The following is a 25,039-nucleotide window of genomic DNA, read 5'->3' on the forward strand; positions in this document are numbered from 1 at the left end:
GACCCGGCCACTTGGCCACCCGGCCCCCGGCCAACCGACCACCTGGCCACCCGGCCCCCGGCCACCCCGGCACCCTCCCCCACTCCCGCTCTCGATCCGACGGACCTGACCTCATGCTGTCGCCCCTGACCCACGACGACCCGGCCGCCGTCGCCACGTACCGTCTTCTCGCCCGCCTCGGCTCCGGCGGCATGGGCACGGTCTACCTGGCGCGCACGCCCGGCGGCCGTACGGTCGCGCTCAAGACCGTGCACGCCCGGCTGGCCACCGACCCCGCCTTCCGCGCCCGCTTCCGGCTTGAGACGGACGCGGCGCGGATCATCGGCGCGCGCCACGGCGCGGCCGTCGTCGACGCCGACCCGCTCGCCGAGACCCCGTGGCTGGCCACCGAGTACGTCCTCGGCCCGCCCCTCGACGACGCCGTCGCGCTCGGCGGCCCGCTCCCCGAACCGACCGTCCGCGCCCTCGGCGCCGCGCTCGCCGGGGCCCTCGCCCAGCTGCACTCCTCGGACGTGGTCCACCGCGACCTGAAGCCCTCGAACGTCCTCGTCACCGCCTACGGCCCGAAGATCATCGACTTCGGCATCGCCCGCGCGGCCGGCGACGACCACCTGACCCGTACGGGAGCGGCGGCCGGCACGCCCGCGTTCATGTCGCCGGAGCAGGCGAGCGGCCAGGAACACCCCCCGGCGGGCGACGTGTTCGCACTCGCGGGCGTGCTCGTCTTCGCCGCAACCGGCCACGGCCCCTTCGGTACAGGCTCCCCCGCCGACCTCCTGTACCGCGTGCGCTACGCCGAGCCCGACCTCACCGGCGTACCGGAAGCGCTGCTGCCACTCCTGACGGCCTGCCTCGCGAAGGACCCGGCGGCCCGCCCCACCACCACCGATCTGACCGCCCATCTCCACGACGGCCACGGCGAGTTCGCGGACCACCTCCCGCCGCTCGTCCTCGCCGACATCGCCCGCCGCGCGACGGACGTCTGGCTCCACGCGCCGCACCGCCTCCCGACCCCGGCGGGCGCCGCATTCGCGGAGACCGCCCCGGACACCCCGGTCTCCCGCCGCCGCGCCCTCACCCTGGGCGGGGGCTCCCTCCTGGGCCTCGCGGGAGCGGGCGCGGGGGTGTGGGCGTGGCTGAACTCCCGGGACACCACCACCGGGACCGGCGGCACTCCGGCCCCCACCGGCCCCACCGCGATCCCGGCCAAGACGGCCTCGGACGGGGCGCCCGCCGCGTTGTGGAAGGGGGACGCCTTCGACCGCGAGGAGCGCATCACGCCGTTGATCGCGGGCGATGTCGTGGGGTTCGCGGAGACCGTTTCCTTCCGGGCGCGCGACACGCGGAAGGGCACCGAACTGTGGACCGACTCGATGGCGCGTGCGCATCGGATCGTCACGGACGGAACGTCCTTCTACACGTCCGACGGCCCCATCTCCGGCCCCAACGCCCTGGAGATCCGCACGCTCGCGCCCCTCACCGGTAAGGAGTCGGCCCGGATCATCAAGCTCAAGGGCTTCGAGGGCTCCCAGTTCGGCACGGAGCTCCTCACCGCGTCCGGCGGACGGATCTTCGCCGCCTCACGCATCGGCGACCGGGAGGAGGACAAGGCGATCGGCCGGCATATGGTCTCCGTCGACCTGCGCACGGGCAAGGAGGTCTGGCGGCAGCCGTACGCGTGGGGCAACGCACGCCCCTGGCTCGCTCAGGTGGTCGGCAATCTGCTGGTCCTCGGCAAGAACAGCGACGACCTCAAGTCCTTCGACCTCCAGGCACGGGACGTGCGCACCGGGCGCCAGTTGTGGCGGCGGACCGTCCCGTTCGAACTCTCCCTGTACTACTCCCCCGGCCAGCTCGCGATCGACGACCGGCACGTGTACGTCGGCGGTGACCGCCTCCGGGCGCTGCGCCTCGCCGACGGCGCCGTCGCCTGGGAACACGGCAAGGGCTCCGACTTCGGGTTCCCGGCCGTCTCGGGCGGCCTCGTCCACGCCAACGTGTCCGGCAGCGGTCTCGTGGTCGTCAGCGCCGACAAGGGTGCCAAGCTCTGGGAGGAGACTCCCTCCGGCCGCAGCCTGACCCCGGAACTCCGCAGCGTCCCGGTGGTCGGAACGAAGTACGTCTACTCCCCCGTACAGGGCGGTCTGAGCGCGGTCGACCGGGCGACCCGCCGCTCGGCCTGGGTGTTCCCGACGGACGCGACCCGGTACGTCGTCGACAGGACGCGGACCCGGATCATCGGGGCGGGGGCGTCGTCCGTCGTCGCCATCCCGTTCGCCTGACCCGTCGTCCCGACGCGCCCCCCTGACCCCCATCGAATTGGAAAGCAGCCTCGTGACCACGCAGCCCCTCGCCACCGGCGACCCGCTCCGGCTCGGCCCGTACCGGCTCCTCGGCGTCCTCGGCGAGGGCGGCATGGGCAAGGTGTACGTCGGCCGTGACGGCGCCGGAACGCCCGCGGCCGTCAAGGTCCTCCGCCCCGAGCTCGCCCACGACCAGCACCTCGCCCAGCGGTTCGTCCGCGAGGCCGACATGGCGCGGGCCGTCACCAGCACGGGTGTGGCGCGGGTCCTCGGCGCACAGACCGAGGGCGGGCGACCGTGGATCGCCGCCGAGTTCCTCGCCGGCCCTACGCTCGACGAGGCCGTCCGTACGTACGGCCCGATGGACGTGCCCACGGTCCGCGCCCTCGCCGCCCAGCTCGCGCGCACCCTCCATGACATCCACGTGGCGGGGCTGATCCACCGCGACCTCAAGCCCGCGAACATCGTGCTCACCTCCACCGGCCCCCGGATCATCGACTTCGGCATCGCCCGCCCCGAGCACGGCCTGACCCTCACGACCACGGGCCAGATCCCGGTCACCCCGGGCTACGGGGCCCCGGAGCAGGCACTCGGGCAGCGCGTCGGCCCGTCGTCGGACGTCTTCTCCCTCGGCGCGGTCCTCGCCTACACGGCGAGCGGACGGCGCGCCTTCGAGGGCGCGCACGTGGCGGCGGTTCAGTACGAAGTCGTGCACGGGACCCCGGACCTGAGCCTGGTGCCACCGGAGCTCACGGAGCTGATCGGCCCGTGCCTGGCGAAGGACCCGGCGTTCCGCCCCTCGCCCTCGCAGATCGCCGAGGCCTTCACCCCGCCGAAGGGCGCCGACCGCGCCTGGCGCAAGGGCCCGCTCGCCGAGGACATCAAGCGGCGCGAGACCGCCACGAAGCGCCTCGCGGCCCCCGAGGAGACCGCCGTACCCGGCGCGAGGCCGTCCCGGCGCCGCTTCCTCACCTCGGCGGTGGTCGGCGTGGCCGTGCTCGGCGCGGGCGGCGGGGCGGGGGCCTGGTGGCTGAACCGGGATGGGGAGAAGTCCCCGACCGCCGACGTGCCACCGGTCGTCGCGACCCCCGAGGCGGCCTTCATCTCACTCATCGACAGCACGCCGGACGAAGCCCCGAACTCACTGTGGGGACCTCTCGACGTGACCGCCCCGAGCGATCAGCTCCCGCTGCCCGTACGCGATGTGCTGATCGTGCCCGCGAAGGCGGGAGGGCTGCTCGCCCTCTCCGTCGTGGACGGCAAGGAGCGGTGGCGGGCCAAGGACATCGACGCGGACGCCGGATTCGTCTCCGTCGCCGACCGGCTCGTCGTCGGCGTCGACAAGAACGGTGTCCTGAACGCGTTCGTCGCCTCCACCGGGAAGCCCGTCTGGCAGACCCAGTCCGACGTGGAAGACCTCCTCGCCGCGGACGACACCCACGTCTACCTGGCGACCAAGGACAACGAGTTGCGCGCCGTCGACGCCTGGACGCTCAGGACGGCCTGGACCCGCCCGATGATCTCACCGCGTTCCACGGGCGGCCCCGCGAAGGCGGCCACGGGCGGGAAGCGGCTCGTGGTCCACGGCCGGGACGGACAGGTCGAGGCCGTCGACACGACGACAGGCGAGACCGCATGGAAGATCAAGGGCCAGGGCACCCACGGTCAGGCCCCCTCGATCAGCGGCAACACCGTCTACCTCGGTGGCCCCAGCCTGGTGGCCAGACGCCTCGACGAGGGCAACTTCGTGTGGAAGGAGGTCACCCGCAACCTCGCCGACCGGCAGCTTGGCTTCGGCAGTCCGACCGCCGACGGCGAGACCGTCGTCGCCGTCGACGCCTACTGGGCCTTCCGCCTCAGCACGCTGGCCGACTCCGACAGGCCGAGCACGGAGTGGACGGAGATACTGGGCGAATTCGGCACCCCGGAAGGCACTCTCACCGCCCCGGCGGTGGAAGGCACGACGATCTGGCTGCCCGAACCCGATGACAGCGCCGTCCGGGTGGTGAAGAAGACCACCGGCGGGAAGCTGTTCATCGCGAGGATGCAGGGTGAGGGCCCCTACCAGCTCGTCAGCGACGCCCACCGCGTCTTCATCGCACGTGGCGGCAGGATCGCGGCCATGCCGGTCTACGGCGACTGAGACGACTCCCGGTCCTACGACTGCGCCTTCGCCGGCACGCCCGCGACCAGCCGGGTGTCGGCACACCCCAACGCGGCGGCCACGTGCCGGGCCGCCGCGTTGGCGAGGGTGATCTGCTCGTCCCTGATCCCCGGGTGATCGGCCTCGTTCTCGTCGGCCCGGTCCAACTCGGTCACGAGGACGATCTCGTGGGCGGGCGCGGGCATCCGGCAGGTGAAGTAGATGGAGGCGTGGAGGATGGCGGACGTGGCCTGTCGGCCGGTGGAGTAGAACGTCGCGAATTCCTTCACGGCATCGCCCGTCGGGACGGCGAGGGCCTCCCGGAAGGTGATGTCCAGGACGTTCTTCTCGTCCACGGCCGTCTCCAGCTTGCAGAACGGAATGCCCTGCAGCCGTTTCTTGCCGCTCTGCGGCGTCCGGGCCGCCTTCCGCAGGTCGGTGAGGACCCTGTCCGGCTCGGACCCGTCACTCGTCAGCGACGCGCCCTTGCCCGCGATGGCCTCCAGCGCGGTGGCCACTACGGGATCCACGGCGAATCCGCCGCAGACCTCCGAAGCCGGCTGGCCCTTGGGGGTCGTGCTGCCGAACCCCGGAGTGCAGCCGACCAACGCCATCACGAGAACGGCGGCCGGCAGCACGAGCTTGTGGCTGGTGGATCCCATGGAATGAGCAGCCTTCTCAGAACTTCGGATGCGCGGTGGGCGACGGCACACCCGTCGCGAGCCCGTCCTTCTCGCAGCCCAGCTTCGCGGAGACCTGCCGGGCAGCCGCGTTGGCGAGGGTGATCAGCCGGGTCCGCTGCTCCAGATCCGTGTCCGGGGCGCCCGCCGGGCCCCAGATGGTCGTCTCGACGACGATCTCGTGGGCGGGTGCCTTGAGGCGGCAGGAGAAGTAGACATGGCCAAGGGTTGAGGAGGTGAAGGCCTCAATTCCTGAGGCGTAGGAGGTCACCTGCTCAGCGAGCATCGGACCCAGGAACGGCCCCTTCCCCACTGCGCCCACCTCGATCTTGAGGTCCTTCTGGCCGCCCTCTGCGGGTCGGAGGCCGCAGTACGTCACCGGCTGCGGCCGGTAGGACTCGGCCCACGGCGAGGCCGCGTCGTCACGCAGCCTGTCGATGGCCCTGTCCGGCTTCGAGTAGTTGTCCTCGAAACGGTCGCCGCCCAGGACGGCTTTGAGCGCCGCCGTGGTCGCCACATCCTTGGCGAATCCTCCGCATGCCTCGGCCGCCGTCAGTCCCTCTGGTTCCTTCGCAGCTTCCCCGTCGCCTCCAGAACAGCTCGTAAGGAGAGCGGTCACAGCCACGGCCGCACCGATTCTTGCCAGCGCAGACCGCATGTCAGCCCTTCTTCTCGTACGGGTCAGGGAGGTTATTGTCCGCGGCGTGCAGGCGTCCGTTCTTGATGTGTTCGACCAGATTCTCGTTGAGGTAGTTACGCTCGTCGAAACTCCACCGCGTGTCCGACGCGTAGGCGACACCGGGCCTGAGCGAGTTCGACTTTCCAGTATCCAGCGCTTCCTCCTTCAGTGCGTCCGACTTCTTCTTGAGCAGCTCGTCCTTCTCGTACTTCTCCGACATGTCGGTGGCTTCCATGCCGATGAAGGTCGTCACGGCACCGCCCACCGTCTCGGCTGCCAGCGGTACGAGTACGCCACCGGCGCCACCGGTCAGGGCCACGACACCGCCTGCGGCTACCGCGCCCACACCGAACTTGACCCATTCGGTCGTTTTAGCGACGGCCTTCTTGTGCTCGTCGGAGTCCTTCTCGTAGTCCGCATCGATCTGCGCCATGCGGGAGCCGTCCATAATTCCCTGCGCCTCCGACCCGATCCGCAAGGTCGTCCGCGCGTCGGTGAGCTCCCGCTCGTTGAAGTTGAATCCAGGCTTGGGTCCCACCTCCTCCAGGACGCTCGTCGTGTATAGCGACTCGGCCGCCGACAGCGTGGAGTGCCCGCTCTCGCTCTGCGACACGATTCCCATGAAGTTGACGGCGTCGCCGCGGTTCCAGAGCAGCCCGGTGTTGAACTCCTCGCCAAACCGGGAATTGCCCTTGGCGTCGTTGAAGCCGAAGGGCGACCGCTCCTGCTCCTCCATCGTCGTGTCGCTGGTCGTCTCCAGAGAGCGGTTCAGCTCGTCGATGTACGCCGCGCCCATCTTGCCGAGGCTGTCGTCGATGCCCGGCTGCTCGTGCATGTACTTGGGGTCGTCGCCGTACCGCTCGACGACCTTCTGCATGACCTCCGCGTTCTCCTTGGTCCGCACGTCCTTGAGGCCCTCGGCCTCGGCGTCGTACGGATGGCCGGTGGTCGCGGACTCCAGGGCGTGGCCGAGCGCGTTGTAGCCGGGCTCCTTGGTCCTGTCACCCTTGTCGTTGAGCTCCTCGGGCCACCCGCGGTCCTTGGTGAAGTAATCGAACGGGTCGAGCTTCTTGTCGTCCTTGGAGTTCTCGGGCGTGAGGTCGATGCTGCCGTTGAAGAAGTCCGTCGACGCCTTGGGGTTGTGTCCGAGCCCCTCCATGAAACCGATCATGGGGTCGTTGCCCAGGTCGCCACCCTGCCAGTTCAGGTGGGACGGCATGCCGGTCATCTGCTGCCAGGCCCGGTCGGCGGGCAGTCGGCCGTCGTGCGTCATCTTCCGCTCGGTGACGACGAGGGCGTTGCCGTAGTCCTTCAGGAACTTGTCGTCGTAGTCGCCGGCCCGCATCAGGTTGCTCATGACCTGGAAGCCGTACGGGCTGGTGCCGCGCGTCTGGATGGGCTCGCTGCCGGCCTTGATGACGTCGGCCTTCCACTGCTCCATCTCGGGGCTCGTGGAGTGGGTCGCGGTGGCGAGCGTCATACTCCAGTTCGTCTGGAGATCCTTCAGCTTGTCCCGGTGGTCGACACCGAGGCGCGAGCCGTCGCTCGGGTCGCCCATGTCGGCCCAGTACTCCATGCTGCCCTTCGGCCCGACCTCCAGGGCGAACTTCTCGGCGAAGTACGGATCCTTCTGGTTGGCCTTGAAGAGGGCGTTGAGCTTGTCGATCTCCGCCGGGGTGGCCTCGTCGCCCTTCTTGTACAGCTCGTAGGCGGCGTGCGCGTCCTCGGCATCCTGCGCCTTCGAGGCGGCGGCGAGCGAGTCGTACTTCGTGCCGGAGAAGTTGTTCTTGTCCGTGCCGACGAGTCCGCGGAGGGCGCGGGATGCCACGTCGTCGGCGTTGTTCGCCCGGTCGATCGCGGCCTTGATCGCCGCGGACATGGCCTCGAAATCGGCCACCTCGGGCTTGGGTCCGTCGTAGTCCTTGGACCGGCTGTCGGGGCGGATCAGATGGCTGACGGTGCCCTGCTGGTCGATACGCATTCCCTTGCCAGGGGCCTCCGCGACCAGCCTCTCCAGCTCGCTCTTCGCGGCCTGGAACTCGCTCTCCGCGTCCCGCAGGATGTTGCGGATGCTGGTCGCCTCGGTGAGGGCGTCGCCGAACTCCTTGGCGGTCTTCCGGACGAACGCCTGGGTCACCCCGGCGTTCTCGCCCTTCCAGTCAGCCTTCTCGGCCTTGCCCTGGAGGCCGGTGTCGGCCTTCTCCTTGGACTTCTCCAGCTTGGAAACCGCCTCCGACCAGCCCGTGACAGCCTCCTTGAGGCTGCCGAGCTGGGCGTGGAGAACCTGGTCGAACTTCAGCATCTAACGTCGTCCCTCGTCAGCCGTTGCCGTGGCGTGCTGTGCCGTTCCGTGCCGCCGGCTTACTTGAAGTGTGCGTCGATCGTGGACATGGAGAAGTTCGTGATCAGCGTTTCTTCGTGGTTGGCGTGGCTGGTGACCGTGTCCTCAAGGTGGTTGTGGATGTGCGCGCAGGCGCTGAGGAGCGTCTCGCACTGGTCGCGCCACGTGTCCCACATGGTCCACATCGCCGACCCGGTCAGGAAGCCGTCGCCGTCGAGGCTCTTGGCCGCGGTGCCGGTCTGAGCTCCCGCGTGGAAGGCGTCCCGCTCGAACCAGTGGAAGAGCTCCTGGGCCTCGTTGCCGATGGCCTTGAGGTCGGCGGACGTCACCTTGTAGTCGCTGGGACCGCCACCACCGCCACCCTCGGCGGGCACGCTGTTGAGCCTCATCGCCGCTGCCTCGCTGCGGACTTGGCCCCACTCCTCGTCGAACGACATCTACTTCTCCATGTGAGTCACGGATGTTCAGCGGCGGAGACGGACGGACTCAGCTCCGCCGCGAACGGAGTACGGGTACGGCGACCCCGGCGCCGATCAGCACGGCCGCACCGATCCCGAGCCCGATCCAGAGGCCGGTGTTGCCGCCGTCGTCGTCGGAGGAGGCGACGGGAGCCGGGGCGGGGGCGGGAGCGACGGAGGACTCCGCCGGAGCCGGGTCCGCCGAGGCGGACGAGGACGCGGACGGCATCACGTTCTCGCTGAGGTCGTCGATGGGCCGGACGTCGGCCGGACCGGGGTCACCCGGCGTCTTCAGCGCCCGGAGCGGCCGGATGGCGCCGTACCCGAGGAAGTCGCTGCGCTGGCCGCCCACGGGCTTGGAGATGGTGTTGAGCATGACCTTCAGGACCTGGTTATTGGTCCAGTCGGGGTGCTCCGCCCAGATGAGCGCGGCGGCGGCGGAGGCGAGGGCGGTGGCGTTACTGGTACCGCTGGACTTGCAGACCCCGGTACCGCCGCCGCAGGCCGCCACGGTGTCCTTGCCGGGTGCCACGATGTCGACCTGGGGACCGTGCTGGGAAAAGGGGGCGCGCGTCCCCTTGTTGTCGACGGCACCCACGCCGACGACACCGGGAGTCGCCGCGGGGTACTCCCGCTTATTGCCCTTGTCACCGCTGTTGCCGACAGCCGCGAAGACCAGGGCCCCCTTGTCCAGGGCGTACTTCACGGCGTCCGTGAGCTCGGGCGAGCCCGTGTTCACACCCATCGAGATGTTGATGACCTTGGCTCCGGAGTCGACCGCGAAACGGATCGCGCCGGGCGCGACCCGGTTGAACTCCGCAGCGCCCCCCGTCTGGTTCTTGCCGGCGTCGCCCGGCAGTCGGACCGGAAGGATCTTCACGGCAGGGGCAAGTCCGAACGCCCCGTCGCCGCCGTCGCGTCGACCGGTTCCCGCGATGAGGCCCGCCATGTGGGTGCCGTGGCTGTCTTGGTCGGTGTACTGGTCACCCGGGTCGTCCGGGGCAAAGTCCTTGCCCTCGAGGACCTGGCCCCTAAGGTCCGGGTTGCTCTTGTCCACTCCGGAGTCGATGACGGCGACGGTGACCCCCTCGCCCTTGCTGAGCTGCCAGATCTCCTCGGCGCCGAAGGCATCCAGCTGCCACTGCTGCCCCCGCGTGCCCTCCGCGTGGGCGGGGACGGTGGCGATGCCCACCAGCAGCATCCCCAAGGCGGCCGAGGCGGCCGCTCGGGCACGGCTCCGACGAATACTGCTGGTAGACATCTGCTTCCTCGCGCTGATCAGTCGATGACGGGCGGCGCCACGCGGCGGCCCTGCTGCCAGGTCTCCTCGTCCTCGACCAGGTAGTCGGGACGCTCTCTGTTCTGCTCCTCGCGCTGCTCGCCGGCCTGCGTGGTGCCTCCGCGCACGAGGCCGGAGCCGCCGGGCGTGAAGGGACGCGCGCCGCCCGCGGCAGTGCCGGGGCGCTGTGCCTTGCCGCCGACGACCCCGCCGGTCTCACCGGCGAGGCGGCGACCGCCGCTGATGCCGTTCTGGCCGGCGCCCATGCCGCCGCCCATGGAACCGCCCATGCCGCCGCCCATGCCACGGCCCATGCCCGTGCCGTTACGCCCGCCCTGCTCCGTACCGATGGCGGTGCTGCGCGGAAGGCCGGTCGCGGGACGCCCCTGCGTGCTCTGGACCTGGCGTCCGCCGCTGATGCCCTCGCGGGGAACGTGGAGACCTGCGCGCTGGCCGCCGGTCACGGGACCGCGCTGGTTGCTGGTGCCTCCGGTGACGGGACCGGTGGGACCCACGGGGCCCGGGCCACCCTTCGCGGGGAAGGGGGGCATGCCCGTGGTCACGAACGGAGGCATACCGCCGTCCTTCGTGATCGGCGGCGGCGTGCCCGGCGACGTCGGCCCAGGACCGGTGGTGGTCGGGTGCGGCAGCGTGTCCACGCTGTCGATGCCCAGGTCCACGGGCGTCTCGGGCCGGACCTCGGGCTTGATCACGTGCGTCGGCTCGGTCGTGTCGCCCCTCGGCGGGACCGTGGTGTCGTCGGGCGTGGTCCGGGTGTCAGGCGTCGTCCGAGTGTCCGGCCGCAACTCCCCGGTGTGCGTGCCCGTCTCGGTCTGCGCGGAGGACCTCTGCCCCTTCGACGAGGGGTCGACGTACGTGATCTCTCCGCCGCGGTGGCTCGCGGCCGGTACGAAGTCACCCGGCGGCGGCGGGAACGTCGGCGGCACGAGGTCCGTCATGTAACGGCCCTCCCAGTAGTACGTACTGGAGAGCTTCTCCATCTCGTCCGCCGCGGCCTGCCTGTTCGCCTCCTCCTTGGCCTTGATGGCCGCCAGCTCCGTGCTGGCGGTCACCGACTTCTGGGCGTTGCGCGAGATGGTCGCCGAGTCGGGGTCGTTGCGGTACTTCTGGGCGGCTTCCAGGCTGGCCTTGGCCGCCTCGTTGGAGGTGTAGCGAGGCATGGCGCTCTTCGCGGCGGCGATGGCCTGAGCGGACTTGGCCATGTGGTCGCCGGCTTTGGTGCTGTAGTCACCGAGTGAGCGCGTCGAGCTCACCACGTCCGCGGCCCACTCCGTGAACGCCTTCTCCGCCTCGCCCTTCCAGTCCACCCGACCGGTCCGGTTCTTCAGCTGGTCGGCGATGCGATCCAACTCCGCGCCCGCCGCCTTCAAGCGATCGGCGGCGTTCCTGACCGGGTACTCCGCGGCTTCGTCCAGCCAATCCAGCATCTTTTGGTGGGTCATTGAGCTTGAGCGGAAGTCCGTTCCGCCGCCGCGTCCGCCGCCCTCTGCAGGAATCATTCTTCGCCTCTTCCCCGTGTCCCCGACATTCCGTCCGCACCCGCCTACTGGAAGTTGCCGCCACTTTCGGTGGTCTGGCCGCCTTCGCTCGCCGGCGCTCCGCGGCCCGCTTCCTTGTCTGCCTTCGCCTTGGCGTCCTCGGTCCGCTGGTGGATGCCGATCATCTTCTGCTTGACGTCATCGTCCATCTGCTCGAAGCCGTCCTTGGAGGCGACGACCGCGATGCCGAGGCCCTCCAGGCAGTCCTGCAACAGGCTGGAGAGATCCTTCAGCTGCTTGATGACGGTGTTGTACGAGTCGTAGACGCCGTGCGCCTCGCCCCAGGCCGGACCGCCGCCGCCGAACTGGCCTCGCGACACCGGCTCCGACTCCACCTTGCCCTTGCCGGCCTCCGAGGAGGTGAGCATCTCGATCAGGCCGTCGATGCTCGTCTTGAACTCCGACATGGATTCGGAGTTGTAGCGCACTGCTTCCGCGCTCATCGCCCGCATTCCGTGCCTCCCCCGTGTGAACAACCGTGCTACTCGTACCAAGTCTAGAAGTCCACTGTAGTCAGGAACGACGACAGTGCGCACCTCCCGGTTGCACAAGCAACGGACATCACATGGTTACGAATTGGGCACGACAACAGCCGCCTGCGGGCGGATCGGGAGCCTGTTGACGGGTCGTCCGGTCGCCGCGCGCACCGCTGAGGCCACTGCGGCGGGTGAGGTGACGACCGGGATCGCGCTCGCCGCCTTCGCTCCGAACGGGGCCACGACATCGCGTTCTTCGACGAGTTTCACGATGCGAATGTCCGGGGCATCCAGGGATGTCGGAAGTGCGTAGCCCGTGAAGTCGGGGTGCCGGACCAGGCCGCGGGCGGTGCGGAGGTTCTCCGTGAGGGCCGCGCCGACGCCCTGGGTGACGCCCGCCTCGATGCGGGTGGCGAGCTGGGCCGGGTTGAGGATGCGGCCGACGTCCTGGGCGACGGCCATCTCCACGACGCGCACCGCGCCGAGTTCGATGTCGACGTCCACCACCGCGCGGATCGCGCAGAAGGCGAGGCCGACGAAGGCGTCGCCCTGGCCGTCCTCGTCGAGGGGCTCGGTGGGGTGGGGGCGGCACTGGGCGGTGGCCCAGAGCTCCTTGCCGTCCATCGCCTCGGTGACCGTCGTCGACAGCACACCGTCGTAGGAGGTGATCTTGCCGTCGGTGATCTGGAGCAGCTCGGTCGACATGCCGAACTTGTGGGCCAGCGGCTGGAGCAGCTGCGTACGGACCATCTTGGCCGCGCGCTCCACCGCCCCGCCCGAGACCCAGGTGTGGCGGCCGTGGGCGGACGCGCCGGCGGGTGGCTGGTCGGTGTCGACGGGGGCGACGTGGACCTCGTCGATACCGAGGGTCTCCTGGACGATCTGGCGGGCGAGCGTCGAGAAGCCCGAGCCGGTGTCCACGGCCGAGCAGATGACCGTGGCCACCCCGTCCATGACCCGTACGGTCGCCGTCGAGACCTCGTCCGTGCCCTCCGCGCCCAGCATGTGCACCATGCCGAGGGCGTAGCCCACGCCCCTTCGCACCGCGCCGGGTTCGCCCGCGCCCTCGGGGCCGCCGGGCAGCAGCCAGTCGCCCTCCGGGGTGTCCTTGGGGAGCGGGGGGAGCGGGAAGTCGCGTACGGCGGAGAGGAGTTCGGCCACGGGGGCCGGGCAGGTCACGGTCTGGCCGGTCGGCAGGATGTCGCCGGTGGCCATCACGTTCCGCATGCGCAACTCGGCCGGGTCCACGCCCAGTTTGGCCGCCAGCTTGTCCATCTGCGCCTCGTACGCGGCGCAGACCTGCATCGCGCCCTCGCCGCGCACGTGCCCGGACGGCGGGTTGTTGGTGCGGACCGCCCAGCCCTCCACGAAGGCGTGGGGGACGACGTACGGGCCGCAGGCGAAGGCCACGGCCGCCGCGAGGGACTCGGACGAGGAGTCGGCGTACGCGCCCGCGTCGAGCAGGATCTGCGCCTCCACCTTCACCAGGCGTCCCTCCGCGTCCGCGTGGTGGCGGTAGCGCAGCAGGGTGGGGTGTCGGTGGGCGTGGCCGAGGAAGGATTCCTCGCGCGTAGCGGTGAGCTTGACGGGGCAGCCGGTTCGGAGCGCGAGCAGGCCCAGCGGGATCTGGAAGCCCGGGTCCTCCCGGTCTCCGGTGGCGCCGGGGACGCCGGTGACGACCACCTTGACCTGCTCGGGCTGGAGGCCGAAGCAGGCGGCGGCCAGGTCGCGGTCGGTGTGCGGGTCGGTCGAGGCGGTGTACAGCTCGACGCCGCCGTCGGGGCGGGGCACGGCGAGGCCGGCCTCGGCGCCGATCGGTGCCGGGTCCTGGCGGCCGATCCGGTACAGCCCCTCGACGATGACCTCGCCCGCCGCCTCGGGGTCGCCGAAGCGCAGCGGGATGTGCCGGATCAGGTTGCCGTCGGGGTGCAGCGCCTCGGCGGCGAAGGCCTTCTCGGGGTCGGTCACCGGGTCGAGGACCTCGTACTCGACGCTGATCGCGGCCGCGGCGAGCCGGGCCGTGTCGGGGTGGTCGGCGGCGACGGCCGCGAGGGCCTCGCCGTGGTGCCGGACCAGGTCGGAGGCGAAGACGGGCCGGTCGGCGACCCGGCGGCCGTACGTCGCCGCTCCCGGTACGTCGGCGGCCGTCACCACGGCACGTACCCCCGGCATCGCGGCGGCGGCCGTCGTGTCGACGGAGACGATCCGGGCGTGCGGGTGCGGGGAGCGCAGGATCGCGGCCCAGAGCAGGCCCTCGGCCCACAGGTCGGCGGCGTACGGGAAGGTGCCCTCGGTCTTCGCCCTGGCCTCGGCCTGCGGGAGCGAGGTGCCGAGGCCGTGCGCGGCCGGCTCCTGCCCGGTCCCGGGGGTTCCGGGGGTGTCCGGAGCCGTGGGCACCGCGGTGGTCGCGTCGCTGCTCACGCCATGCCTCCGTCGTGCGGGTGGGGAATCTGGTGCGGTACGCGGGCCTCGTCGGCGGCCTCGGGCGAGATCGGCGCGGTGGCGGCGGCGCTGGCCTCGCGCTCGGCGACGACGTCCCGTACGGCGTCGAGGACGCCCCGGTAGCCGGAGCAGCGGCACAGGTTGCCGGCGAGGGCCTGGCGGGCCTCCAACTCGGTGGGGGCGTGGTTGCCCTCCAGGAGGTCGTGCACAGTCATGCACATGCCCGGGATGCAGAAGCCGCACTGGACGGTGCCGCACTTGGACATCGCCCGCTGCACGTCGGACGGCTCGCCGTCGGTGGCGAGGCCCTCGACCGTCCGCACCTCGGAACCGGCGGCGGTCGCCGCCGGCACCAGGCAGGAGGCGACGAGCCGGCCGTCGACCTGCACGTTGCACGCGCCGCACTCGCCCTGGGAGCAGCCGTCCTTGGCCCCGGCCAGGCCGAGCCGCTCGCGCAGCACGTAGAGCAGGGACTCGCCGATCCAGGAGCCGGTGACGGGACGGTCGGTGCCGTTGACCCGCAGGGTGTACGAGGTGTGGGGGTGCTCGTCGCTGTCCGTGGAGGCGTAGGCGGCGGGCGCGGGGGTCGCGTCGAGCGCGGCGCCGGGCTCCTCGTCCGGGGCCCCCGCGGTGACGCCCTCGGTGACGTCCTCCGTGGCGTCCTCGGTGACGTTCGCCGGAGCCTCCTCGGGACCGGCGTCCGGGCTCGCGTCGGACGCGTCGCCGGACTCGCCGGCTTCGGCCTCCGCGGCCGGCTCCTCGGCGGCCGGCTCCTCCGGCAGCGCCCAGGGCGCGGGCGCGCCGCCCGGCAGGGTCGCCGGGGCCTCGGCGTACGAGGGCGGGAGCGGGGGCTCGACCGCCTCAGGCACGGCCGTCTCCGGCGCGACCGGGATCTCCCACTGGCCCGTGGAGCCCGCCGCGCCCGCCGAGCCCGTGAAGTTCCACTCCGCCGTCGCGTGCGGGTCCTGTCCGAACCCCTCGACGTGCTGCTCGACGTGCTGGACGTACTCGCCCTGATCGAAGTACTCGGTGCCCTGGCCCTGGGCGAAGTGCTCGACCTGGCCGAAGTGCTCGACCTGCTCGACCCGCTCGACCTGATCAACCTGATCGAAGTGCTGAACGTGCTGGGCGTGCTGGCCGTGCTCCGCCTCCGTCGGCAGGTGCACGTTCCACGCGCCCGTCGACGCCGGGTCCGTCGCCGCCGCCGGGGTGAGCGGCTGGAGCGGGGTGATCATCGGCGGTACGTAGCCGTGGCCGGGCGCCTCCAGGGGCACGCCGTCCAGCATGAAGTCCGGCGGCAGCTGGACGAAGGCGGTGGCGTCCCCGTCGTACCCCTCGCTCTGCGGGATCGGCTCCCAGCCGCCCGGGTTCCCGTGCTGTTCGTCGCTGCTCATGCCAGTGCCCTCCCCAGTGCCCGTCGGGCGAGTGCGGCGACCGTGCGCCGCAGGTGCAGTACGGCCGGCGGCAGCTGTTCGTCGCCGGGCGGGTCCGGGATGCAGGCGGCGGCGACGTACTCGCCGAACGCCGCGAGCGCCTCCGGAGCCAGTCCCCGGTCGTTGTCCCAGTCCACCAGCGAGGCGATCCAGCGCTCCGCCTCCAGCGGGCGCAGCGGCATCGGGGCGACCGCGCCGACCGCGCAGCGCACCCCGCGCCGGGCCGGGTCGAGGACGACGGCGACGGAGGCGGTGGCGCGGGCCGGGCCGGTGCGGCCGGTGGCCTTGACGAAGACCTGGGGGGCGTGGAGCAGCGGTACGCGGACGAAGGCGACGAGCTCGCCGGGGGCCAGCAGGTCGCGGCCCGCGAGCAGGTGGGAGACGGGGATCTCGCGGCTGCCGAGCGGGCCCAGGACGACGAGGTCGGCCTCCAGGGCGGCCAGCACGGGCAGCGAGTCGCCGGTGGGCGCGGCGGTGACCACGTTGCCGCCGAGGGTGCCCGCGTTGCGGATCTGGGGCGGTCCCGCGGCGCGGGCGGCTGCGGCGAGGGCCGGGATGAGGGCGGCGAAGTCGGGGCGGCCCATCCGGGCGTGGGTGAGGCCCGCGCCGAGGAGGGCGTGCCCGTCCTGGTACTGCCAGCCGCGGATCTCGTTGATGCGGCTCAGGCCGACGAGTCCGGCGGGGCGGAGCTGACCTCTGTTGACGGCGGCCATCAGGTCGGTGCCGCCCGCGACGGGCACGGCGGCCGGCATGGCGGTGAGCGCCGCCACGGCCTCGTCCAGCGAGGCGGGCAGCGTCACGGACTGCGCCGTCTGTGGTGCGTGCGTGGTCAACCCGCTGCCCCTTCCCGGTGTCCCGGTGGTCCCCGACTGTGCCCGGTGGTCACGCCTGTGTGTGGGCGTACCGTACGTGCTCACAGGCCGGACGTGGCAACTCTGGCACATCTTCCGAGCCGTCCGGCGCGAGGGTCCGCGAAGGACTGTTCCGTCCGGGACGTCCCGGGAGCGACGGTAACTTCCGGTTCGCCGCTCTTGGGTGACCCGGGGACGCGACGTCCCTCACACGATCGGGGGCGTCCCCTCCAGAGGTCGTCCGACCACTCCCGGGCGCCGCTGCCGGGGGTGGGGTCCGGTGGGCGGCCGGTAGTCGACGCCGAGGGCGTCGAGGCGCCGGTAGTGGGTGTCCATCCGACGTTCGAAGCCGGCGTAGTCGCGGGCGTCCGGGGCGGGCAGGGCGGACCACGCGACCTCGGCGAAGGCGGCGAGGCGCGGGAAGACCTGGTAGTCGACGCGGGCCCGGTTCTCCATGACCTCCGTCCAGACGTTGGCCTGGGTTCCCAGGATGTGGGCGGCGGCCTCCGGCGAGAGCCCCGGCGGGACGGGCTCGAAGCGGTAGACGTCCTCCAGGGTGCGGACGTACCCGATGGGCATCGGCTCGTCCTCGCCCGGCGCCTGACGGTGGTCCAGGTACACCTGCTGCTCGGGGCACATGACGACGTCGTGGCCGGCCTCGGCGGCGGTGATCCCGCCCGCGTACCCGCGCCAGGACGACACGGCCGCGCCCTCCGCGAGGCCGCCCTCCAGGATCTCGTCCCAGCCGATCAGTCGGCGTCCCCGCACGGCGAGCCAGCCGTCGAAGTGGCGGATGAACCAGGACTGGAGCTCGTCCTCGTCGGCGAGCCCGAGCTCCTGGATGCGGGCCTGGGCGGTCGGGGAGGCCTTCCACTGGTCCTTGGGGCACTCGTCGCCGCCGACGTGGACGAAGGTGGACGGGAAGAGGTCGAGGACCTCCTCGAAGACGCCCTCGTAGAAGCGCAGGACGGCCTCGGTGGGGGCGAGGACGTTCGGGTTGACGCCCCAGGTGTCCCAGACGGTGAGGGTGGTGGTGTCGACGACGTCGGTGTTGCCGAGTTCGGGGTACGCGGCGATCGCGGCCTGCGCGTGGCCGGGGAGGTCGATCTCGGGGACGACGGTGATGTGCCGCTCGGCGGCGTACGCGACGATCTCGCGGATGTCGTCCTGGGTGTAGAAGCCGCCGTGCGGGGCCTCGGTCCAGAGCGGCGAGGCCCGGTGTCCCCACTTGGTGCGGGCCCGCCAGGAGCCGACCTCGGTGAGCCGGGGGTGGCGCTTGATCTCGATGCGCCAGCCCTGGTCGTCGGTGAGGTGGAAGTGGAAGACGTTGAGCTTGTGGGCGGCGAGGAGGTCGAGTTGGCGCAGGACGTCGGCCTTGGGCAGGAAGTGCCGGGAGACGTCGAGGAGGAGCCCGCGCCAGCCGAAGCGGGGGCTGTCCTCGACGGTGACGAGGGGGAGGCCCCGGTCCCCGCCCGTCACGGGCGCCCTGCGGTACGCGTCGGGGCCGAGCAGCTGCCGGAGGGTCTGGGCGCCCCAGAACACCCCGGCGGGGCCGCCGCCCTCGATGACGACGGCCGCGTCGGCGGCGACCGATCCGTCGGTGGAGAGGCGGTAGCCCTCCGGGCCGTGCTCCCGTGCCACGTCCTCGCTGATCCGCAGCCGGACGGCGTGTGGTCCGGTGCCGTCGGCGAACGGCAGTCCGGTGGCGGCGCCCAGGGTGGCCCGCAGCCAGCGGGCGGTGCTCTCGGTGCCCGCGCCGGCGTCGAGCGTCGTCCGCTCGTCGAGCGAGGCGTACCCGGGGGCGCTCCCACGGCACTCGGCCGACAGGGGTGCGGGGATCAGATCCGTGTCTGTCATCGCGTCAGTCCTTCACCGCGCCGCCGAGCCCCGAGACCAGGCGGCGCTGTACGAGTACGAAGAAGACGAGCACCGGGACGGTCATCACGGTCGAGCCCGCCATGATGCCTCCCCAGTCGTTCTCGTCGGGCTTGAAGAAGACGAGCAGCGCCATCGGCAGGGTCGACTGCGAGGTGTCGCTGATGATGAACGACTTCGCGAAGAGGAAGTCGTTCCAGGTCGAGATGAAGGAGAAGACGCTGGTCGCCACGAGGCCGGGGAAGACCAGCGGGAAGAGGATCTGCCACAGGAACCGGGTGCGGCTCGCCCCGTCGATCTGGGCCTGTTCCTCCAGGGCCTCCGGGACCGCCTTGACGAAGCCCCGCAGCATCCAGATCGCGAAGGGGAGCGAGAAGGCGATGTGCGGCAGGATCAGCGAGCCGAGGGTGTTGAGCTGGCCGAAGTCCCGCATGAGGAAGAAGAGCGGGATGGTGAGCGCCTCGACCGGCACCATCTGGGCGACGAGGAACATGATGAGGAGCGTGGTCCGGAACCGGAAGCGGAACCGGGTGACCGCCGTCGCCGCGAGGAAGGCGATGAGCGCGGAGGCGAGGACGACCGTACCGGCCACGATCAGCGAGTTGAGGAAGTAGCGGCCGAAGTCCTGCTGCTCGAAGACGCGCCGGAAGGAGTCGAGGGACGGGGAGAGGGTCCACGGCCGGGGGTCGGTCGACTGGATCTCGCCCGCCGGCTTGAGCGCCGAGAGGACCATCCAGTACAGGGGGAAGGCGACGGCCGCGGCGACGAGGAGCGTGACCGCCTCCGCCGCGAGCCGCCCGGGACGCCGGATGCGGAAGGGGCTCACAGTTCTTCTCCCTGGCGTCGCAGGAGCCGCAGGTAGACCAGGGTCACGGCCAGCAGGATCAGCAGCATGACGACGCCGATCGCCGAGCCCAGGCTGTACTGGGACGAGGCGAAGGCCTTCTGGTACGCGTACACGTTGAGGACGAGGTTCTGGCCGGCGATGCCGCCGCCGTTGGTCATCACGTAGATCTGGGTGAAGAGCTTGAAGTCCCAGATGATCGACTGGATGGTGACGACGACCAGGATCGGCCGGAGCATCGGGGCCATGACCGAGCGCCAGATCCGCCACTGCGAGGCGCCGTCGAGGGCGGCGGCCTCCAGGACCTCGGACGGGATGGCCTTGATGCCCGCGTAGACGGTGACCATCACGAACGGGAACGAGCACCAGACCACTTCGAGGAGGACCAGGGCGAAGGCGCTGTACCGCCCGTACGTCCAGGAGAAGTCGCCCAGGCCGAGGAGCCGGTTCACCGGGCCGAAGTCGGGGTCGAAGAGGAAGACCCAGACGGTGGAGCCGGTGACGGCGGGCGTGGCCCAGGCGCCGAGCGCGGCCACCATCAGGAGGAACCGGGGCAGGGCCCGGACCCGGGTCAGGAGGACCGCGAGGGCGCAGCCGACGGCGAGCGTGGTGACGACGCAGGCGGCGGCGAAGAGGACGGTGGCGAGGAGGACCTGCCAGAACTGGGGGTCCCCGAAGAGGGTCGTGTAGTTGCCGAACCCCTTGAAGGACGTGGGTTCGCCGCCGCTGACCTGGGCCTGGGTGTACTCCAGGAAGGAGATGAGCCCGAGTTGGTAGACGGGGTAGACGAGGAGTCCGCCGAGGACGGCGAGGGCGGGCAGGAGGTACAGCCAGGGGGTCCAGGCGCTGGTGCGCCGGGCGGTGCGGGGGGTCCGCGCGCGGCCCCGGGGGGCCGGGCGCGCGGTCGTGCCGGTCCGCTTCTCGGTGAGCTGGGTCGTCATGCGTCTCAGCTCGCGGGCGCGAAGGCCGCGTCCATCTTCTTCGCGGCGTCGTCGGCCGCCGCCTTGACGTCCTTACGGCCGCTCACGACCTCCTGGAACATCGTCGGCAGGACGAGGGAGGAGTCGATCTGGCCCCAGCCGGGGGACGCGGGGACGAACTTGGTGCCGGCGTCGAGGGTGTCGATGAAGGGCTTCACGAAGGGCTGGCGCTGTGCGGCGGCGGCCCGCACGTCGGTGTAGGTGGGGAGGAAGCCCATCGCGTCGAAGAGCTTGCCCTGGGTCTCCTTGCCGGTGAGGGACTTCAGCAGGTCGACGGCGAGGGTGCGGTGCGAGGTGCTCTTGAGGACGCCGATGTTGTTGCCGCCGGCGAAGGCCGGGGCGATCGAGCCGGGGGCCGTGCCGGGCAGCGGGACGACCGCGTACTTGCCCTTGACGGTGCCGGCCTCGACGGCCGCGTGGCTGAAGTCGCCGCCGATGGCCATGGCGGCCTTGCCGGAGGCGAAGGCGGTGACGGTCGCGTTGCCGCCCATCTGGGCGCACTTGGCGGCCGGGCAGTTGTCGTCGCCGAAGAGCGAGGTGTACGTGGCGATGCCCTTGAGGGCGGCCTCGCTGTTGACCGCTGCTTTGTAGGAGCCGTTGTCCTCGGTGGCGAGTTCGCCACCTGCCGCCCAGACGAAGGGCATGGCGCCGTAGGTGTAGGCGCCGCCGACGGCGATGCCGTACAGGTCGGGCTTCGCCTTGCGGATCTTCTTCGCGGTGGTGACGAGTTCGGCCTGGCTCTTGGGGGCGGTGAGGCCGAGTTCCTTGAAGACGTCGGTGCGGTAGTAGAGGGCGCGGAGGCCGACGAAGAGCGGGGCGCCGTAGACCTTGCCGCCGACGGTGACGGACTGCTTCGCCGTCGGGTCGGTGTCCTTGGCCTCGTCCCAGGCCGCGAACTCGGCGCTGATGTCGGCGAGTCCGCCGTCCTTGACGTATCCGGCGGTGTCGGTGTTGCCGTACTCGATGAGGTCGGGCGCGGACTTGGGGTCGTTGAAGGCGGCCTTGACGCGCTGGGCGCGGGTCTCGACGGGGATGTACTCGATCTCGACCTTCGCGCCCTGGTTCCGCTCCTCGAAGGCGGCGACGGCCTGGTCGACGACCTGCTCCTTGGGCTTGTTGCTCACCTCCTGGAACAGCCAGACGCGCAGGGTGCCGCTCTTCTCGTCCGCCGCGGCCTTGCCGTCCGATGTCTGGGGCGCGCAGGCCGTGGCGGTGAGGCCCGCGAGCAGGAGTACGGCGGCCGGGGCGGCGAGGCGGGCAGGAAGCTTCATGGGCGGATCCCCTCCGGATGCGTGCGTTGCAACATGCGCAATGAGCGTTTCGTTCTGCACAACACGCGTGAGGTTAGGCGCGCTTCCGGTGGGCCGACAAGAGGTCTCGACCACCTCAACCACTCCGTGACCGGCGAAAGCACCCTGTGCAACGGCGAAGCGGCCGGGAAACGCGGAACGGCCCCCGTCGCACGTGCCGAAGCACGCACGACGGGGGCCGTCCCCGACGTCAGGACCCTGCTACTTGTCCTTGCCGCCCTTGTCCTTGTCGCCACCGCCGGCGCCCATGGACTCGTAGATCTCCTTGCACATCGGACAGACCGGGTACTTCTTGGGGTCGCGCCCCGGTACCCAGACCTTTCCGCACAGCGCCACGACGGGAGTCCCGTCGAGGGCGCTCGCCATGATCTTGTCCTTCTGGACGTAGTGGGCGTAGCGCTCGTGGTCGCCGTCACCGTGGGACACCTGCGGAGTCGGCTCCACGAGGGTTCCCGTACCTGCCCCGCGCTCGGGCTCGAGAGTGCTCATAACCGCCAAGGGTACTGAAAGCCGTGGGGCTCAGTTGAGGGACGGGTCGTCGGGGTACGTCGCGATCATCGCGAGCTCGCCGCGCTGGCGGCGCAGCACCTGGCGCCAGAGCGTCTCCGGGCGCGGCGAGGAGACGTCGCCGGGCTCCGACTCGACCACGTACCAGGCGCCGTCGCCGAGCTCGGTCTCCAGCTGGCCGGGGCCCCAGCCCGCGTACCCGGCGAAGATCCGCAGGGAGCCGAGGGCCGGTCCGAGCAGCTCGGGCGGGGTCTCCAGGTCGACGAGGCCGATCGCTCCGTACACCCTCCGCCAGCCGAGGGGGCCCTCGTCGCCGGGGATCACGGCGACGCCGAGCGCCGCGTCGAGCGAGACGGGCCCGCCCTGGAAGACGACGCCGGGCTCGCCGGCGAGTCCGGCCCAGGGCGCGAGGATGTCGCCGACGGTCACCGGCGTCGGCCGGTTGAGGACCACGCCGAGCGAGCCCTCGTCGTCGTGGTCGAGCAGCAGAACCACCGCGCGGTCGAAATTCGGGTCCGCCAGCGCGGGGGTGGCCACGAGAAGCCGTCCTGTGAGCGAGGACACCTCGGTCATGCGACACATGATCCCGCATCTTCGTCGTTCGCGGGGGTTGTCGGGCGGGATGCGGGGAAGTCGTCGACCGTCGCGGTACGGTCGCGGCCCGGTCGCGGTCCAGTCGCAGTTCAGAAGGGGCGGGCGCCGCGGCGGCCGATCTCCGGGCCGGGGCGGGCCGAGGGCAAGCGGACGGTAACGCTCCGCAAGATCACGGGAACAGAGGGTGTTGTGCCGAATTCATTACATCTGACAGACCCCCCGACACACCCGATCGGGGTCTCATGGCCCCTTACCCTTTTCTCTGGCCACCCGACCGACCCGACCGGAACGCGAGATTCATGACCGGCACAGACGATGTCCTGCTTGTCCACGGCGGAACCCCGCTGGAGGGCGAGATCCGCGTCCGCGGCGCGAAGAACCTCGTGCCCAAGGCGATGGTCGCCGCCCTGCTCGGCAGCGGTCCCAGCCGACTGCGCAATGTGCCCGACATCCGTGACGTCCGCGTGGTCCGCGGACTGCTCCAGCTGCACGGGGTGACGGTCCGTCCGGGCGAGGAGCCCGGCGAGCTCGTCCTCGACCCGACGCACGTGGAGTCCGCGAACGTCGCCGACATCGACGCGCACGCCGGCTCGTCCCGCATCCCGATCCTCTTCTGCGGCCCGCTGCTGCACCGCCTCGGCCACGCCTTCATCCCGGGCCTCGGCGGCTGCGACATCGGCGGCCGGCCGATCGACTTCCACTTCGACGTGCTCCGCCAGTTCGGCGCCACGATCGAGAAGCGGGACGACGGTCAGTACCTGGAGGCCCCCCAGCGTCTTCGCGGTTGCAAGATCCGCCTCCCGTACCCGTCGGTCGGCTCGACCGAGCAGGTGCTGCTCACGGCGGTGCTCGCCGAGGGCGTCACCGAGCTGTCGAACGCGGCCGTGGAGCCCGAGATCGAGGACCTCATCTGCGTACTGCAGAAGATGGGCGCGATCATCTCCATGGACACCGACCGGACCATCCGGATCACCGGTGTCGACCGCCTCGACGGCTACACCCACCGGGCGCTCCCGGACCGCCTGGAGGCGGCCTCCTGGGCGTCGGCGGCGCTGGCCACCGAGGGCAACATCTACGTGCGCGGCGCCCAGCAGCGCTCGATGATGACCTTCCTCAACACGTACCGGAAGGTGGGTGGCGCCTTCGAGATCGACGACGAGGGCATCCGCTTCTGGCACCCGGGCGGCTCGCTCAACGCGATCGCCCTGGAGACGGACGTGCACCCCGGCTTCCAGACGGACTGGCAGCAGCCGCTGGTCGTGGCCCTGACGCAGGCCTCCGGCCTCTCCATCGTCCACGAGACGGTGTACGAGTCGCGGCTCGGCTTCACCTCCGCGCTGAACCAGATGGGCGCGCACATCCAGCTGTACCCCGAGTGCCTGGGCGGCTCGGACTGCCGCTTCGGCCAGCGCAACTTCCTGCACTCGGCGGTCGTGAGCGGCCCGACGAAGCTCCAGGGCGCCGATCTGGTCATCCCCGACCTGCGCGGCGGTTTCTCGTACCTGATCGCGGCCCTGGCGGCCCAGGGCACGTCCCGGGTCCACGGCATCGAGCTGATCAACCGCGGCTACGAGAACTTCATGGAGAAGCTGGTCGAGCTCGGCGCCAAGGTCGAGCTCCCGGGCGGCGCGCTCGTCTAGGGCCTGTCCGTACGCGCGCGTGGTGCCCGTCCGGCGGGCACCACCGGCGCGTGGTGTGCACTGAGGGGCCTCGCATCCGCGGGGCCCCTCAGTGCGTACGTGACGCCTGCAGAGCGCGTACGTGACGCGCACAGCGCGCGCAGCGCGCGTACAGCGCCTTCTGGCGGGCGAACGAAAGGGCGGCCACCCCCTGAGACAGGGTGGCCGCCCTTTCTGCGCCTACAGGCTGCCTTACTTGCCCTTGGCGGCTTCCTTGAGCTTCGAGCCCGCGGAGACCTTCACGCTGTAGCCGGCCGGGATGTTGATCGGGTCGCCGGTCTGCGGGTTACGAGCGGTGCGAGCGGCACGGTGGGTGCGCTCGAAGGTCAGGAAGCCGGGGATGGTGACCTTCTCGTCGCCCTTGGCGACGACCTCACCGACGGTCTCGGCGAGAGCGGCCAGCACGGCGTCGGCGTCCTTGCGGGTCACCTCGGCGCGGTCGGCCAGGGCGGCCACCAGCTCACTGCGGTTCATGTTGTTACTCCCGTGTTCTTCTTGCCTGTGAGGCGTGCCACGCGGCGGAAGCCGCGTGATTGGGTACAGCGAAGCCGATGCTGCCAGGGCCTTCGGACAGTCCCCGGACCCGGGTCTAATGACAGACCCTCG

Annotated in this window: 20 protein-coding genes; 3 read left to right on the forward strand and 17 right to left on the reverse strand. The window is 71.1% G+C overall.

Features of this window, described 5'->3' with window-relative positions; genetic code table 11:
- The first annotated feature begins 113 nt into the window (after positions 1-113).
- Both OG361_RS15205 and OG361_RS15210 read left to right on the forward strand, forming a co-directional pair.
- Complete coding sequence (locus OG361_RS15205) at positions 114-2,282, forward strand: protein kinase domain-containing protein (RefSeq protein ID WP_405853857.1); 2,169 nt, start codon at positions 114-116, stop codon at positions 2,280-2,282.
- Positions 2,283-2,334: 52 nt separating this feature from the next.
- On the forward strand, positions 2,335-4,446 hold the full coding sequence (locus OG361_RS15210; protein ID WP_405853859.1) for a serine/threonine-protein kinase: 2,112 nt from the start codon (positions 2,335-2,337) through the stop codon (positions 4,444-4,446).
- A gap of 14 nt (positions 4,447-4,460) precedes the next feature.
- Here OG361_RS15210 and OG361_RS15215 read toward each other — a convergent pair whose 3' ends face one another.
- From OG361_RS15215 to OG361_RS15290, 16 genes are all read right to left on the reverse strand, one after another.
- Positions 4,461-5,108, reverse strand: a complete 648-nt coding sequence (locus OG361_RS15215) for a hypothetical protein (protein ID WP_405853861.1) — start codon at positions 5,106-5,108, stop codon at positions 4,461-4,463.
- A 16-nt stretch (positions 5,109-5,124) separates the two neighbouring features.
- A complete protein-coding gene (locus OG361_RS15220) occupies positions 5,125-5,643 on the reverse strand; it encodes a hypothetical protein (protein ID WP_405853863.1) in 519 nt (172 codons plus the stop codon).
- Between the two features lie 142 nt (positions 5,644-5,785).
- Positions 5,786-8,107 carry a hypothetical protein gene (locus OG361_RS15225; protein ID WP_405853865.1) on the reverse strand — a complete coding sequence of 774 codons (2,322 nt, stop codon included), beginning with the start codon at positions 8,105-8,107 and terminating at the stop codon, positions 5,786-5,788.
- A 59-nt stretch (positions 8,108-8,166) separates the two neighbouring features.
- Positions 8,167-8,583 (reverse strand): hypothetical protein, encoded by a 417-nt coding sequence (locus OG361_RS15230; protein ID WP_405853867.1) that lies wholly within the window; start codon positions 8,581-8,583, stop codon positions 8,167-8,169.
- A 49-nt stretch (positions 8,584-8,632) separates the two neighbouring features.
- Positions 8,633-9,865 (reverse strand): type VII secretion-associated serine protease mycosin, encoded by a 1,233-nt coding sequence (gene mycP, locus OG361_RS15235; RefSeq protein ID WP_405853869.1) that lies wholly within the window; start codon positions 9,863-9,865, stop codon positions 8,633-8,635.
- A gap of 17 nt (positions 9,866-9,882) precedes the next feature.
- On the reverse strand, positions 9,883-11,331 hold the full coding sequence (locus OG361_RS15240; RefSeq protein ID WP_405853871.1) for a hypothetical protein: 1,449 nt from the start codon (positions 11,329-11,331) through the stop codon (positions 9,883-9,885).
- A gap of 116 nt (positions 11,332-11,447) precedes the next feature.
- Positions 11,448-11,885 (reverse strand): hypothetical protein, encoded by a 438-nt coding sequence (locus OG361_RS15245; protein ID WP_405853873.1) that lies wholly within the window; start codon positions 11,883-11,885, stop codon positions 11,448-11,450.
- Between the two features lie 126 nt (positions 11,886-12,011).
- Entirely contained in the window at positions 12,012-14,339 is a 2,328-nt protein-coding gene (locus tag OG361_RS15250) for a xanthine dehydrogenase family protein molybdopterin-binding subunit (RefSeq protein WP_405853875.1), read from the reverse strand.
- Entirely contained in the window at positions 14,336-15,754 is a 1,419-nt protein-coding gene (locus tag OG361_RS15255; RefSeq protein WP_405853877.1) for a 2Fe-2S iron-sulfur cluster-binding protein, read from the reverse strand. Before OG361_RS15255 ends, OG361_RS15250 begins: the two co-directional genes overlap by 4 nt.
- Positions 15,751-16,626, reverse strand: a complete 876-nt coding sequence (locus OG361_RS15260) for an FAD binding domain-containing protein (protein WP_405853879.1) — start codon at positions 16,624-16,626, stop codon at positions 15,751-15,753. The genes OG361_RS15255 and OG361_RS15260 overlap by 4 nt, the downstream gene beginning before the upstream one ends.
- 225 nt (positions 16,627-16,851) lie before the next feature.
- The gene (locus tag OG361_RS15265) at positions 16,852-18,501 is read right to left on the reverse strand and encodes a beta-N-acetylhexosaminidase (protein ID WP_405853881.1); all 1,650 of its coding nucleotides are present in this window, start codon (positions 18,499-18,501) and stop codon (positions 16,852-16,854) included.
- A 4-nt stretch (positions 18,502-18,505) separates the two neighbouring features.
- On the reverse strand, positions 18,506-19,345 hold the full coding sequence (locus OG361_RS15270; protein WP_405853883.1) for a carbohydrate ABC transporter permease: 840 nt from the start codon (positions 19,343-19,345) through the stop codon (positions 18,506-18,508).
- Positions 19,342-20,304, reverse strand: coding sequence for a carbohydrate ABC transporter permease (locus tag OG361_RS15275; protein WP_405853885.1), 963 nt, complete (start codon positions 20,302-20,304; stop codon positions 19,342-19,344). The genes OG361_RS15270 and OG361_RS15275 overlap by 4 nt, the downstream gene beginning before the upstream one ends.
- Positions 20,305-20,309: 5 nt before the next feature.
- A complete protein-coding gene (locus OG361_RS15280; RefSeq protein WP_405853887.1) occupies positions 20,310-21,614 on the reverse strand; it encodes an extracellular solute-binding protein in 1,305 nt (434 codons plus the stop codon).
- A gap of 240 nt (positions 21,615-21,854) precedes the next feature.
- Positions 21,855-22,142 carry a DUF3039 domain-containing protein gene (locus OG361_RS15285; protein WP_024761666.1) on the reverse strand — a complete coding sequence of 96 codons (288 nt, stop codon included), beginning with the start codon at positions 22,140-22,142 and terminating at the stop codon, positions 21,855-21,857.
- 30 nt (positions 22,143-22,172) lie between these two features.
- Complete coding sequence (locus OG361_RS15290) at positions 22,173-22,733, reverse strand: YqgE/AlgH family protein (protein ID WP_056558191.1); 561 nt, start codon at positions 22,731-22,733, stop codon at positions 22,173-22,175.
- Positions 22,734-23,053: 320 nt separating this feature from the next.
- On the opposite strand from OG361_RS15290, the gene murA reads away from it, so the two are divergent.
- Positions 23,054-24,394 (forward strand): UDP-N-acetylglucosamine 1-carboxyvinyltransferase, encoded by a 1,341-nt coding sequence (gene murA, locus OG361_RS15295; RefSeq protein WP_384564002.1) that lies wholly within the window; start codon positions 23,054-23,056, stop codon positions 24,392-24,394.
- 231 nt (positions 24,395-24,625) lie between these two features.
- Here the strand turns inward: murA and OG361_RS15300 are convergent, their stop codons facing one another.
- Positions 24,626-24,907, reverse strand: coding sequence for an HU family DNA-binding protein (locus tag OG361_RS15300; protein WP_017237029.1), 282 nt, complete (start codon positions 24,905-24,907; stop codon positions 24,626-24,628).
- Between the last annotated feature and the right edge of the window lie 132 nt (positions 24,908-25,039).

The sequence above is a fragment of the Streptomyces sp. NBC_00090 genome (assembly GCF_045160815.1).
Classification (GTDB): Bacteria; Actinomycetota; Actinomycetes; order Streptomycetales; family Streptomycetaceae; genus Streptomyces.